This window comes from Corynebacterium tapiri (assembly GCF_006334925.1).
Lineage (GTDB): Bacteria > Actinomycetota > Actinomycetes > Mycobacteriales > Mycobacteriaceae > Corynebacterium > Corynebacterium tapiri.
The window spans coordinates 227,318-241,587 of the sequence record NZ_VDHJ01000002.1; the positions used below are offsets into that span (position 1 = coordinate 227,318).

Genomic DNA, 14,270 nt, shown 5'->3' on the forward strand with positions numbered 1-14,270 from the left:
CATCACTTACTCTCGAAGGAGCATCCATCACCATGACCTCTGATAAGAACTTCCCGGCCACTGGTCCGCTTTCCGACCCGGGAGAGGGCAGCCTGCTTATCCGCAACGTGCGCCCATACGGCGAGGGCGAGGCTCGCAACGTCCTCGTTCAAGACGGTGTCATCGCCTCCCTTGATGCTGCGGAGGACACTTCCGCAGATCGCGAGATCGATGGCAAGGGCCGCGTTTTGCTCCCCGGCCTCGTGGATATGCATGTTCACTTGCGTGAGCCTGGCAACGAGGAAGCTGAGACCATCGAGTCTGGCTCCCGTGCCGCGGCTCGGGGCGGATTCACCGCCGTGTTCACCATGGCCAACAACACCCCGGTCACCGACGAGCCGACTCTTGCCGAAGCAATCTGGAACAAGGGACAAAAGGTCGGCCTGTGCGACGTGCATGCCGTGGGCGCCATCACCCGCGGTCTGGAAGGTGAGCACATCACCGAATTCAGCATGATGAAGCAGTCTGACGCTGCAGTGCGCATGTTCTCGGATGACGGCAAGTGTGTCCAGAACGCCGCCCTCATGCGTCGTGCCGCCGAGTACGCTCGCGGTGTGGACGTTCTGCTCGCTCAGCACGCCCAGGAAGGTACCCTCACCGCCAAGTCTGTTGCCCACGAGGGCCCGGTTGCATCCGAGCTCGGCCTCGAGGGATGGCCGCGCGCTGCAGAGGAGTCGATCGTAGCCCGCGACATCTTGATCGCCCGCGACTACGGAGCTCGCATCCACTTCTGCCACATCTCCACCGCGGGTAGCGTCGAGCTGCTGCGTTGGGCAAAGAGCCAGGGAATCAAGGTGACGGCCGAGGTCACGCCCCATCACCTGTTGCTGACCGACGAGCGCCTGCGAACCTATGATGCCGTCAACCGTGTCAACCCGCCGTTGCGTGAGCAGAGTGACGTCGACGCGCTTCGCGAGGCGCTTTTGGACGGCACTATTCAGGCAGTTGCCACCGACCATGCTCCGCATGCGGACGAGTTCAAGGCCTGCGAGTTTGAGCACGCTAACCCTGGCATGCTTGGGCTGGAGACGTCCCTGGCAATCATCGCGGACACCTTCGTCAAGTCTGGTAAGGCCGACTGGCGCTTTGTGGCCAAGGTCATGTCCGAGCAGCCTGCTGAGATTACCCAGCTTCCGGGCCACGGCCGGCCCATTGCCGAGGGTGAGCCGGCCAACCTGACTCTGGTGGACGAGGACTGCACGTGGACTGCTAAGGCTGAGGATGTGGAATCGCCGGCCAACAACCTTCCTTTCGAGGGAATGGAGTTCCACACCCGCGTAGCCGCCACCATCCTGCGAGGCAAGGTCACCTTTAACGAGCAATAGGCCGAATCGTCTCCGCGTGAACTGCTTCCTGGGGTTTCCTCGAGGAGGCAGTTTTTCTATTCCACGCAATATCGCAAAACCCGAGAGAGTAAGGTAATTAACTATGACCCCTTCAGAGCTATCAGAGTTAATTGTTCGCGCGGTGAAGCGTGCATTCGAGGTCCACGAGCTCGATGCCAGCCTCATCCCCGATACCGTCGTCGTCGAGCGTCCGCGCAATCCGGAGCACGGTGACTACTCGACGAACATCGCCCTGCGTATCGCTAAGCAGGCCGGGGTGGCTCCGCGAGATCTGGCACAGTGGATTGCCGATCTGCTCCAAGAGGATGCTGCCATTTCCCAGGCGGAGATTGCGGGTCCTGGATTCCTCAACATTCGCCTGGCTGCAGCAGCCCAGGGTGAGATCGTCCAGACGATCCTGGAACAGGGGGAGAAGTTCGGACGGAACACTCGTTACCAGGATCTGTCCGTGAACCTGGAGTTCGTTTCTGCTAACCCCACTGGCCCGATTCACCTTGGTGGCACCCGCTGGGCAGCTGTTGGCGATTCCTTGGGTCGGGTTCTCGAGGCCAACGGCGCCAAGGTTACCCGTGAGTACTACTTCAACGACCACGGTGAGCAGATCGATCGCTTCGCGCGCTCCCTTGTTGCCTCCGCGTTGAACGAGCCCACTCCGGAGGATGGGTACGGCGGAGAGTACATTCATGAAATCGCTCAGGCCGTCGTAGAGCAGTCACCCGGAGTAGTGGACAAGGATCCGGCAGAGCGTCAGGAGATCTTCCGCGAGCTCGGCGTCAACATGATGTTCGACCGGATCAAGAAGTCGCTGTCTGACTTCGGCACCGAGTTTGACGTCTACTACCACGAGAACTCGCTCTTCGAGGCGGGAGCCGTGGAAAAGGCCATCGATTACTTGAAGGAGAGCGGCAACCTTTACCCCGAGGACGGGGCCTGGTGGCTGCGGACGACTAAATACGGCGATGAAAAGGACCGCGTCGTCATCAAGTCTGATGGCAACCACGCGTACATTGCTGGCGACCTCGCCTACGCCGTCGACAAGTTTGAGCGTGGGCACAACCTCCTCATCTACATGTTGGGTGCCGATCACCACGGTTATGTCACCCGTCTGAAGGCCGCCGCTGGAACCCTGGGGTACGACCCGGACCAGCTGGAGGTGCTGATCGGTCAGATGGTGAACTTGGTCCGCGACGGCGAGGCCGTTCGTATGTCCAAGCGAAAGGGAACCGTCGTCACGCTTGAGGACCTCGTCGAGGCGCTGGGCGTCGACGCTGCGCGCTACTCGTTGCTTCGTTCCTCTGTGGATACGTCCCTGGATATTGACATGGAGCTGTGGGCTAAGCAGTCCTCAGATAACCCCGTGTTCTACGTGCAGTATGGTCACGCCCGTTTGTGCTCGCTGGCACGTAAGGCGGAGGAACTGGGCATCTCGGCCGAGAACCCAGACACCTCGCTGCTCACGCACGAGACTGAGGGCGACCTAATCAGGACCCTCGGAGACTTCCCGGGAGTGGTGAAGACTGCGGCTGACCTGCGGGAGCCGCACCGCATCGCCCGTTATGCAGAGACTCTGGCTGCGTCGTTCCACAAGTTCTACGACAACTGCCCGATCCTGCCTAAGTCGGACGAAGACGTGGCCCCGATCCACGTGGCTCGCCTCGCCTTGGCACTGGCGACGCGCCAGGTCCTGCGCAATGCGTTGAACCTGATCGGTGTGTCTGCCCCCGAAAAGATGTAACGCGTACTTCGCTTCATCTGTACCCGTTGGCCTCCTGGCCAGCGGGTTTTCTTTTTTTGAGGACCGTCGTCGTGGGAACAGAAGAATGAGCGCGGGGCGGTTTTTGAAGTGGGATGGAACGCTTGGATCGCGCACTGTGCACCATCTCACAAAATCCACTTGGGGTTAGTAAGTTGCCCGAAGTGGAATATTTGCATGCCTGGAAATGACCGTTCGGCCGGTGGACGTGCAGCGATGGGGGAGTCTAAAAATTCTGGAATATTCTCTATGCAATTAGCCATACGGTGCCCAGAATATTATTACTACCTGCGGAAATGCAGATATTGTTCGCCTGAACTATTCATTGATCCTCGGATATAGTTATGGGTGTTCGAGGGGTTCTCGAAAGTTGACAAAAAGGGTTTATGACCAGCGCCAACTTGGCCCCATCGGGCCGTAATGTGACCACGAATTGCGCGTTACCGCGCATTAAGTAGAAAGGACCGTCGTGGAAAAAGTAGATGTTTCCACCGGTGCCGGGTCGACGGCGACTTCCGACAAGGAAGGCGGTGTCCAGGGAGGGCTTCCGTTCATCTCCCTCTTCGCCCTCGTTGTGGGTTCCATGATTGGCGGCGGCATTTTCTCGCTCCCGCAAAACATCGCGGTATCGGCCGCCGCTGGCCCCATCCTCATCGGTTGGGCGATCACTGGCCTGGGCATGATCTGCCTGGCTTTCGTGTACCAGTTCTTGAGCAATCGCAAGCCTGAGCTTGATAACGGAGTGTATGCCTACGCACGAGCCGGATTCGGCGACTACGTCGGTTTCAACTCCGCCTGGGGATACTGGCTCTCCGCCCTCATCGGCGACGTGGGATACCTCATCCTCATCTTCTCGACGATCGGCAAGTTCGTCCCGGCTTTCACCGGTGGCAACACGGTCCTCGCAATCATCTGTGCATCAGTGCTCCTCTGGGTTGTGCACTTCCTGATTCTCAAGGGAGTGGAGAACGCAGCCTTCATCAACACCATTGCCACGATCGCCAAGATCATCCCCATCGTGATGTTCATCGTCATCACGGCAATCGGTTTCAAGTTCGACCTCTTTATGACGGACTTCTGGGGCCTGGATGGAGGCTTGGGAAGCGTCGTTACGCAAACCAAGAACATGATGCTGGTGACGGTGTGGGTGTTCATCGGTATCGAGGGCGCCAACATCTTCTCCAAGCGTGCACGCAAGCGCTCGGACGTCGGTAAGGCCACCGTCCTTGGATTCCTTTTCGTCCTCGCCCTCCTGGTTGCGGTCAATCTCCTCTCGCTGGGCATCATGCAGCGCGCTGAGGTCGCGGGCCTCCCGGACGCTTCGATGGCAGACATCCTGGCTGAGGCAGTCGGATCGCAGTGGGGTGCTTGGCTGATCTCCGCTGGCGTCATCATCTCCTTGCTGGGTGCGCTGCTGGCGTGGATCCTGCTCTCCGGCGAGACGCTCATGGTCCCGGGACAGGATGGAACGCTGCCCTCGTTCTTCGGCAAGGCCAACAAGAATGGCGCTCCGGCGAACGCCCTGTGGGTCACCAACATCATCACGCAGATCATCCTGATCGGTTCGTTCTTCTCCGAGAACGTCTACCTGCTGATGGCCACGCTGGCCGCCGCGCTGATTCTGGTCCCGTACTTCCTGACGGCGGCATACGCCCTCAAGCTCACCATCTCGGGCGAAACTTACGACGCATCTTCCCGCGGTGCACGCCGCAACAACCTGATCGTCTCCATCGTCGCAACGATCTACGGAATCTGGCTGCTGTACGCAGCTGGAATATCAACCCTGTTGCTGTCGGCACTGATCTACCTCCCCGGCGCTCTGGTTTACATCTGGGCTAAGAGGGAGAAGGGAGACCGGAACTGGTTCAAGACCTACGAGTGGATCATTCTCGGAGTCCTGGTAGTCGGATCCATCGCAGCAGTCATCCAGATCGCGAACGGCAATATCGCTCTCGTGTAACAAGCTCGTCCCACCCAACCTCTCCGGTGTGTGCGAATGGCGGGGTTAGTGGGGCCCGGAATAACTGAAAAAGAACATTCCCAACTCATTACCTTCAAGGAAGGAAGCGTAAATCATGTCTGATACCCCGATTGGTGCTTGGTCCGAGGTTGGCAAGCTCCGCACCGTCATGACCTGTGCTCCTGGTCTGGCGCACGAGCGCCTCACCCCGTCCAACTGCGAGGGACTGCTTTTCGACGACGTCCTCTGGGTTGAGCGTGCCCGCGAAGACCACGCAAACTTCCGCCGCCAGATGGAGGAGCGAGGCATCGAGGTTCTCGAGATGACTCAGCTTCTGGCCGAGACCCTCGAGGTTGATGAAGGCCGCAAGTTCATCTTCGACCGTAAGTTCAGCGAGAAGATGGTGGGCCCGGCCGTCAACGACGAGCTGCGCGCTTGGTTCGAGGAACTGCCCCGCGAGCAGGCTGCTAACTACCTCATCGGTGGCCTGCCCTACGGCGAGCTGCCCTCCGACCTGGGCAACGGCATCACCAACCAGCTGGGCAACGCCCACAGCCCGCAAGATTTCCTCCTGAGCCCGCTGCCGAACACGCAGTTCACCCGTGACAACTCCGCCTGGATCTTTGGCGGTGTCTCCCTCAACCCGATGATGATGCCGGCTCGTCGCCAGGAGACTCAGCTGGTTCGCGGCATCTACCACTTCCACCCGCGCTTCGCCAACGAGGACTTCTCCTTCTGGTACGGCGACCACGACGAGGACCATGGCTTGGCCACCATCGAGGGTGGCGACATCATGCCGGTTGGAAAGGGCACCGTCCTGGTCGGTATGGGCGAGCGCACGACCTGGCAGGGTGTATCCCAGCTGGCACGCAACCTTTTCAAGGAAGGTGCTGCTGAGCAGGTCATCGTCGGCGCAATGGCTCCGGATCGCGCATCCATGCACCTGGACACTGTCTTCTCCTTCCTCGACCTGGACAAGATCACCGTGTACAAGGACGTGGTGGATACCATCCGCCCGATCATCCTGCGCCCGACCGATGACCCGGAGAAGCTGGATATCCGCTCCGAGGACCGTCACTTCATCGACGTGGTGTCGGATGCCCTGGGTATCAAGGACATGACCGTCGTCCCGACCGGTGGCGACTCCTACGCAGCTGCTCGTGAGCAGTGGGACGACGCCAACAACGTTGTCGCCCTGGAACCGGGCGTGGTTCTCGGTTACGACCGCAACCTGCTCACCAACCAGAAGCTGCGCGACGCCGGCGTCGAGGTGCTGGAGATCGGCTCCAGTGAGCTGGGTCGCGGCCGAGGCGGCGGACACTGCATGACCTGCCCGATCGTTCGCGAGCCGGTTAACTACTAAAGGCGGGTGCCTAGGGCCCCACGAAGGGGCCCTAGGGGCAACACGTACGGGAGCCGCCCACGCGGCGATTCTCGTCACAACTCAATAGACAACAACCAACAGCACTTCGTGCACATTCACCGAAAGGTTCCTATCATGCCTGTTTCCCTGAGCGGCCGTAACTTCCTCAAGCTCCTCGATTACACCCCGAACGAGATTCGCTACCTCCTGGATCTGTCCCGCAACTTCAAGGACCTGAAGCGCACGGGCACCCCGCACCGCTACCTCGAGGGCAAGAACATTGTTCTTCTCTTCGAGAAGACCTCGACCCGTACCCGTTGCGCCTTCGAGGTTGGCGGTATGGACCTCGGCATGGGTGTGACCTACCTGGATCCGGGCTCCTCCCAGATGGGCAAGAAGGAGTCCATCGAGGACACCGCCCGCGTTCTGGGCCGCATGTACGACGGTATTGAGTACCGTGGCTTCGCCCAGGAGATCGTTGAGGATCTCGCTGCCAACGCTGGCGTTCCGGTGTGGAACGGCCTGACCACCGAGTTCCACCCGACCCAGATGATCGCCGACATCATGACGGTGGAGGAGAACTTCCCGCAGGGTGTCAAGGGCCTCAAGCTCGTGTTCATGGGTGACGCCCAGAACAACGTGGCCAACTCCCTCATGGTCGTGTGCTCCAAGCTCGGAATGCACTTCGTTGCCTGTGGCCCGAAGGATCAGATGCCTGAGCAGGACCTGGTCAACCAGTGCAAGGAAATCGCAGCCCAGGAGGGTGGCTCCGTCACCCTGACCGAGAACGTCGACGAGGCTGCCGCTGGCGCCCACGTCATCTACACCGACATCTGGGTCTCCATGGGCGAGGAGTCCGACGAGCTCTGGAAGAAGCGCATCGAGCTGCTCGAGCCGTACCGCGTCACCCAGGAGGTCATGGACAAGGCCGACAAGGACGCCATCTTCATGCACTGCCTGCCGTCCTTCCACGACACCAAGACCACCGTTGGCAAGCAGATCGCCGAGAAGTTCGGAATCGACGAGATGGAGGTTTCCGACGAGGTGTTCGAGGGCCCGCGTTCCCGCGTGTTCGACGAGGCTGAGAACCGCATGCACTCCATCAAGGCCATTATGTACGCCACCCTCAAGTAAGAGGCTGCGCTCACTCAAAGGCTAAGAAAGGGGCCGTACGTCAAGCGCGTGGGGCCCCTTTGTTCTTCCACAATTCTTTTTTACCTCTAATTCCATACTCTGGAAGGAGTACTCATCATGGGCAATCGTGTTGTTATTGCGCTCGGCGGAAACGCGCTGGGAAACTCTCCGGCGGAGCAGCTGGACTTGATCAAGAACACCGGTAAGGCCATCGTGGACCTCATTGAGGGAGGCCACGAGGTTGTCATCACCCACGGCAATGGTCCGCAGGTCGGAATGATCAAGGTGGCCACCGACTTCTCTGCTAATAAGGGCGGCGGAACCCCCGAGGTGCCGTTCCCAGAGGCATCCGCCATGTCGCAGGGTTACATCGGATACCACCTCCAGCAGGCCCTCGAGAACGAGTTCACCAAGCGCAAGCTGAACAAGCCTTGCGTATCTGTGATCACCCAGACTCTGGTGAACGCAGACGATGAAGCTTTCTCCAACCCGACTAAGCCAGTGGGTGCTTTCTTCAGCGAGGAAGAGGCCAAGAAGATCGAGGCCGAGACCGGTCACAAGTTCGTCGAGGACTCCGGCCGTGGTTGGCGCTGGGTGGTGGCTTCTCCGGTTCCTGAGAAGATTGTTGAGGCTGAGACCATCCAGCAGCTCGTGGAGTCGGGAGTCGTTGTCATCTCCACCGGTGGCGGTGGAATCCCGGTCGTTGATCACGACGGTGTTCTCGAGGGTGTTCCCGCTGTCATCGATAAGGATCGTTCGGCTGCGCTCATGGCTGACCAGATCGGTGCCGATAAGCTGGTTATCCTCACCGCTGTGGAAAAGGTGGCCATCAACTTTAATAAGCCGGATCAGCAGGAGCTTTCGGAGATGACCGTGGCCGAGGCCCAGCGTCACATCGCCGACGGACAGTTTGCACCCGGATCCATGCTGCCGAAGATTGAGGCCTGCCTGAACTTCGTCGAGGGCCACGCGGACCGTACCGCGATCGTCACCTCCCTGGAGAAGGCAGGCGATGCTATCAGCGGCACCGCAGGTACGTCGATTACGGCGTAACTAACCAGGCCAGCTTGCTTGGCCGCACACGTGGAGATGGGCTGACGCGCGTAGCGTGGTCGGCCCATTTCTCGTCTGCATTCCCGTTCCCTCGGAGGACACCAGGAGGGCTGCGAGGGGGGCGTCGAAAAGCACAAACCCCGGCTGCGCTAAAAGCGAGCCGGGGGAATGGTGCGCCCGGAGGGATTCGAACCCCCAACCTTCTGATCCGTAGTCAGATGCTCTATCCGTTGAGCTACGGGCGCTTGCGGTACGTTTTGAATGATACGTCCGGGCGATGAATCGAACCAAATCGCGTGGTCGCGCGGGGTTGTGGGCGCGTGGAGGTGCCGGCATTATCCTTCCCACGTCCGTATAAGTTGTAGCTACATGCATAATTTGCTACGGTCGTAGTTATGTCTGGCCAATCGACGCGTTTTGCCCGCCTCCGGCGGATTCGCGAGATCCTCGGGGAGATTCGTGTCTCCTCGCAAGCTGATCTCGCTGCTTTGTTGCGTCGTGACGGTTTCAAGACAACCCAGGCAACGTTGTCCCGGGACCTCGTCGCTCTCAAGGCTCACAAGGTGAAGCCGGAGTCCGGTCCCGCTTATTACACCGTGGACGGGGAGGAACAAGCCCCGCTTTTGGAGGGGGCAGACGCGGTAGTCAAGCTCCGCGAAATGACTTCTCACCTCGCAGTTGACGTGGATTCCCAGGGTGTGTTTGTCACGCTACGGACTGTTCCGGGGGCAGGGGAGTACCTGGCAAGCTTCGTGGACGATCTTGCGGGATCTCTTGTTGTGGGCTGCGTTGCTGGTGATGACACGGTGTTGGTGCTCCTGCGCAACGAGCAGTCGAGCGAGCAATTTTTGAAGGCAGTGAGCGTGCGACGAAGGAAGGCCGAGGCTGTTTAAGCCGCGCCACCTTGACTCGTTTTGTGGCGTGCGGCCTCGGCCCTAGGGCCTTATTCTCGTTCTGCCTAATTTGTGAAAGGTAATTCCATGACTGATCGTATTGTGCTCGCTTACTCCGGTGGCCTGGACACCTCTGTGGCAATTCCGTACTTGGCTCAAAAGGTTGGAGCCGAAGTCGTAGCTGTTTCCCTCGACTTAGGTCAGGGCGGCGAGGACATGGAGTCGGTGCGGCAGCGGGCACTCGACTGCGGTGCGGTTGAGTCCATCGTGATCGATGCGAAGGACGAATTCGCCGATGACTACTGCTTGCCGACGATTAAGGCCAACGCCCTCTACATGAAGGAGTACCCGCTGGTCTCTGCGATTTCCCGGCCGCTGATCGTCAAGCACCTGGTTGAGGCCGCGAAAGCGCACGGTGGTACACACGTGGCCCACGGTTGTACCGGAAAGGGCAACGACCAGGTTCGGTTCGAGGTTGGCTTCTTGAATACTCATCCGGACCTAGAAATTGTTGCGCCTGCGCGTGACTATGCCTGGACCAGAGACAAAGCTATTGCATTTGCTGAGGAGATCGATCTGCCTATTGAGCAGACAGCATCCTCGCCGTTTTCCATCGACCAGAACGTATGGGGCCGGGCGATTGAGACTGGTTACCTCGAGGACCTGTGGAATGCTCCTACCAAGGACATTTACGCCTACACCGAGGAGCCCGACCTGGGCAATGCTCCCGATGAGATCACGATCTCTTTCCAGGGTGGAGCACCGGTGGCCATCGACGGCAAGCCGGTGACCACATTGCAGGCGATCCAGGAGCTCAACGAGCGGGCCGGTGCCCAGGGCATTGGCCGGCTGGACATGGTCGAGGACCGGCTCGTTGGCATCAAGTCCCGCGAGATCTACGAGGCGCCGGGAGCCATGACCCTGATCCGGGCCCATGAAGCACTGGAGGCCGTCACAGTTGAGCGCGAACTTGCTCGCTACAAGCGGCTCGTTGACGCCCGGTGGTCGGAAGAGGTTTACGACGGCCTGTGGTTCGGCCCTCTCAAGCGTTCTCTGGATGCCTTCATCGAGTCGACCCAGGAGCATGTGACCGGAGACATTCGGATGGTGCTGCACGCTGGCAAGGCCACCGTTACTGGACGGCGCTCCGACCACTCGCTCTACGACTTCAACCTGGCGACGTATGACTCTGGTGACTCGTTCGACCAGACTCTGGCGAAGGGATTTGTCAAGCTTCACGGCTTGTCCTCGCAGATTGCTAACAAGCGGGATCGGGAGGCGTAAATGACTGACACCACGCACGGGACTAACGAAGGTGCTCTTTGGGGCGGGCGGTTCTCCGGCGGACCCGCGGAGGCAATGGCAGCACTGAGCGTGTCCACTCACTTCGATTGGGTGCTCGCGCCCTACGACGTCTTGGCTTCCAAGGCACACGCGCGGGTGTTGCACAACGCTGGTCTCTTGTCTGACGAGGACTTTGAGACCATGTTGCAGGGGCTCGATCAGCTTGGTGAAGACGTCGCCTCTGGAACTTTTGGTCCCGAGCCCACAGATGAGGACGTCCATGGTGCGATGGAGCGTGGACTCATTGAACGGGTTGGCCCGGTCGTCGGTGGACGTCTGCGGGCGGGGCGGTCGCGCAATGACCAGGTAGCAACGCTATTTCGGCTGTGGTTGCGAGATGCTATCCGGGACGTAGCCGCCGACGTCTGCGATCTGGGCGATGCCCTAGTTGCGCAGGCGGAAGCACATCCCGAGGACATCATGCCGGGTAAGACCCACTCTCAGGCCGCCCAGCCGATTCTGCTTGCCCACCAACTGCTGGCTCATGTGCATCCGTTGTTGCGCGATATCAGTCGACTCCAGGATCTGGACACCCGGCTGGCGGAATCGCCCTACGGTTCCGGAGCCCTGGCTGGTTCGTCCTTACAACTGGATCCAGATGCTATTGCGGCTGAGCTGGGCTTCGAATCGGCCTCCGAGAACTCACTCGATGGCACTTCTGCGCGTGACTTCGCCGCCGAGGCAGCCTACGTCTTCGCTCAGATCGCGGTGGATATGTCTCGGTTGGCTGAGGAGATCGTCTATTGGGCCACCCCGGAGTATGGGTATGTGACGCTTGCCGACGCCTGGTCAACCGGGTCGTCGATCATGCCCCAGAAGAAGAACCCCGACGTCGCTGAGCTGACCCGTGGAAAGACAGGCCGCTTGATCGGCAACGTCACGGGACTCCTGGCCACGCTCAAGGCGCAGCCCTTGGCGTATAACCGTGACCTGCAGGAAGACAAAGAGCCCGTGATCGATTCGGTGGCTCAGCTTCGCCTGCTCTTGCCGGCGATGACTGGCCTCGTATCGACTCTGACATTCCATCCGGAGCGCCTGCGGGAGCTCGCGCCGGCGGGGTTCACCTTGGCAACAGATCTTGCCGAGTGGATGGTCCGAGAAGGCGTGCCTTTCCGCGAAGCGCACGAGGCTTCGGGCGCCTGTGTCCGCATCGCAGAGGAGCGTGGCATTGAGCTCAACGAGCTCTCCGACGCAGACTTGGCGTCTGTGGATCCGCGTCTCACACCCGAAGTACGGGAGGTCCTCACAATTGATGGCGCAGTAGCGTCCCGTGCCACCCGCGGAGGAACAGCCCCCATTCGTGTTACGGAGCAGCGCCAACGCGCAGCTGCGAAGTTAGCGCAGTCCCGCGGTTGGGCTCAGACGCCGGTGCGCGGCGTCTAGAATAGGTCCTCCGCCCGCCCTGCCGAACTTCAGATCAACGGTGGGGCGGTAGTATCGGCCCCATGAGTCTTGACCCCAAGTTGCTCGACGTACTGGTGTGCCCCATTGACCACGGGCCGTTGGAGTATCGCGAAGACGAGCAGGTGTTAGTTAACACCCGCCGAGGGATCGCCTATCGCATCGACAACGGAATCCCAGTAATGCTTATCGACGAAGCTGAAGAATGGCCGGGCACCGGTACCAGCGACCAAGAGGAGGTCGAGTAAAAGTGGCACAAAACATCATCGACGAGCTTTCCTGGCGTGGGTTGATCAATCAATCCACCGAACTTGAGGCGCTCAAGGAGGAGTGCAACGGCACGATCTCGCTTTACTGCGGGTTCGATCCAACCGGTGACTCCCTTCACGCTGGTCATCTCGTCCCGCTAATCATGCTGGCACGATTCCAGCAATTCGGTCACCGTCCTATCACCCTTGCGGGTGGTGCAACCGGAATGATCGGTGATCCTCGCGACGTGGGCGAGCGTCAGATGCTGTCCTCTGAAGTGATTGCCACCAACGTCGATAAGATCAAGCAGCAGCTTCGTCGTTTCGTGAGCTTTGACAGTGGCCAGGACAACGAAGCTGTCATGGTAAACAACGCTGAATGGTTCAGCGGGATGAGCGCCATCGAGTTCCTGCGCGATCTTGGTAAGAACTTCTCACTCAACGTCATGCTCGACCGCGACACGGTGAAGCGTCGTCTGGAAAATGACGGCATTTCCTACACCGAGTTCTCCTACATGCTGCTGCAAGCACACGATTACGTGCACTTGCAGCGTGAATACGGGGCGGTCTTGCAGATCGGTGGCAGTGATCAATGGGGCAACATCATTTCTGGTGTTGACCTGAACCGTCGCGTTAACCAAAAGCGTGTTCACGGACTTACCGTTCCGCTCGTCACTGATGCCGAGGGCAAGAAGTTCGGCAAGTCCACTGGTGGTGGCAAGCTGTGGCTGGATCCAGAGAAGACCTCTCCGTACTCCTGGTACCAGTACTTCATCAACGCGGGTGACGCCGTTGTTGTCGACTACTTGAAGTGGTTTACCTTCCTGTCGGAAGAAGAAATCCGAGATCTAGAAATCAAGGTCGCCGAAGAGCCATACAAGCGTGAGGCTCAGCGTCGTCTAGCGCAAGAACTAACGACGCTCGTTCATGGCGCAGAAGCGACGGCCGCCGTGGAGCTCGCCTCCCAAGCACTGTTCGGAAAGGCTGAGCTTCAGGATCTTGACGAAAGCACACTGGAATCCGCAGTTTCCGAGACTTCGGTCGCTGATATCAAGGAAGGCGATCCCCGCTCGATCATTGACCTTCTGGTTGCTACTGGATTGGCAAAGTCCAATGGCGACGCGAGGCGTGCGGTGAAAGAGGGTGGCGCTTACGTCAATAATGAACGCGTCACCGAAGAAGACTGGGAGCCGAGCGCTTCAGACCTGCTCCACGGGAAGTGGCTCGTCCTGCGTAAGGGCAAGAAGAACTTCGCGGGTGTACGCGTAACTGCCTAGAAGCACACAATGGCCCTTCAGCGACAGTCGGTCTGCTGAAGGGCCTTTGGCATGTCTACGCGGACGAAACTGCAGCGCATGGTGCAACTTGCGTGTTTCTGGGGTGGTGGTCTAAAGTAATCCAAGTCGCCGCGCAGAGATGACCGAAAGGTTACATGCAGGTGGCGGAAGAAATTTTCAGTGAACTTTCCAGCAACGGTTTGACTGGGGTTGGTTGGTTACTGTAGTTTCACTCAGGCTTCCATCGTGATTGGTTGTTGTGACTGGTTTTCGGTGGTGTGCGTGTGTTGTGTGAGAACTCAATAGTGTGCCAATAACAGCATCATCGCTTTGTTGTGGTGATGTGCACAAGTATGGATGTGCTGGCCTGTTTTTCTACCCCGTCAATGGGTGGGCCGGCATGTTGATATTTTTCATTCATACTGGTTGCTTCCTGGTCGTTTCACCATCTCATGTTTT

At 59.2% G+C, this 14,270-nt stretch carries 11 protein-coding genes and 1 tRNA gene; 11 read left to right on the forward strand and 1 reads right to left on the reverse strand.

Annotated features, from left to right (window positions below; genetic code table 11):
* The first annotated feature begins 32 nt into the window (after window positions 1-32).
* The 6 genes from FHE74_RS02120 (at window position 33) to arcC (ending at window position 8,648) form a co-directional block, all read left to right on the forward strand.
* Window positions 33-1,364: a dihydroorotase gene (locus FHE74_RS02120; protein WP_139464769.1), complete on the forward strand. Its 1,332-nt coding sequence runs from the start codon at window positions 33-35 to the stop codon at window positions 1,362-1,364.
* A 103-nt stretch (window positions 1,365-1,467) separates the two neighbouring features.
* Complete coding sequence (argS, locus tag FHE74_RS02125) at window positions 1,468-3,120, forward strand: arginine--tRNA ligase (protein WP_139464770.1); 1,653 nt, start codon at window positions 1,468-1,470, stop codon at window positions 3,118-3,120.
* A gap of 487 nt (window positions 3,121-3,607) precedes the next feature.
* Complete coding sequence (gene arcD, locus FHE74_RS02130) at window positions 3,608-5,098, forward strand: arginine-ornithine antiporter (protein ID WP_218973312.1); 1,491 nt, start codon at window positions 3,608-3,610, stop codon at window positions 5,096-5,098.
* 115 nt (window positions 5,099-5,213) lie between these two features.
* Window positions 5,214-6,461, forward strand: coding sequence for an arginine deiminase (locus FHE74_RS02135; protein ID WP_139464771.1), 1,248 nt, complete (start codon window positions 5,214-5,216; stop codon window positions 6,459-6,461).
* A gap of 135 nt (window positions 6,462-6,596) precedes the next feature.
* The gene (argF, locus tag FHE74_RS02140; RefSeq protein ID WP_139464772.1) at window positions 6,597-7,595 is read left to right on the forward strand and encodes an ornithine carbamoyltransferase; all 999 of its coding nucleotides are present in this window, start codon (window positions 6,597-6,599) and stop codon (window positions 7,593-7,595) included.
* Window positions 7,596-7,712: 117 nt separating this feature from the next.
* Entirely contained in the window at window positions 7,713-8,648 is a 936-nt protein-coding gene (gene arcC, locus FHE74_RS02145; protein WP_139464773.1) for a carbamate kinase, read from the forward strand.
* Between the two features lie 169 nt (window positions 8,649-8,817).
* On the opposite strand, the gene FHE74_RS02150 is transcribed toward arcC, so the two are convergent.
* Window positions 8,818-8,893, reverse strand: a tRNA-Arg gene (locus FHE74_RS02150).
* A gap of 150 nt (window positions 8,894-9,043) precedes the next feature.
* Between FHE74_RS02150 and FHE74_RS02155 the strand changes: the two genes are divergently transcribed.
* The 5 genes from FHE74_RS02155 (at window position 9,044) to tyrS (ending at window position 13,811) form a co-directional block, all read left to right on the forward strand.
* Window positions 9,044-9,541 (forward strand): arginine repressor, encoded by a 498-nt coding sequence (locus FHE74_RS02155; RefSeq protein WP_139464774.1) that lies wholly within the window; start codon window positions 9,044-9,046, stop codon window positions 9,539-9,541.
* An 87-nt stretch (window positions 9,542-9,628) separates the two neighbouring features.
* Window positions 9,629-10,825, forward strand: coding sequence for an argininosuccinate synthase (locus FHE74_RS02160; RefSeq protein ID WP_139464775.1), 1,197 nt, complete (start codon window positions 9,629-9,631; stop codon window positions 10,823-10,825).
* A complete protein-coding gene (argH, locus tag FHE74_RS02165; protein WP_139464776.1) occupies window positions 10,826-12,268 on the forward strand; it encodes an argininosuccinate lyase in 1,443 nt (480 codons plus the stop codon).
* 62 nt (window positions 12,269-12,330) lie between these two features.
* Window positions 12,331-12,534 (forward strand): Trm112 family protein, encoded by a 204-nt coding sequence (locus FHE74_RS02170; RefSeq protein ID WP_139464777.1) that lies wholly within the window; start codon window positions 12,331-12,333, stop codon window positions 12,532-12,534.
* Between the two features lie 2 nt (window positions 12,535-12,536).
* On the forward strand, window positions 12,537-13,811 hold the full coding sequence (gene tyrS, locus FHE74_RS02175) for a tyrosine--tRNA ligase (protein WP_425456312.1): 1,275 nt from the start codon (window positions 12,537-12,539) through the stop codon (window positions 13,809-13,811).
* The last annotated feature ends 459 nt before the right edge of the window (window positions 13,812-14,270 follow it).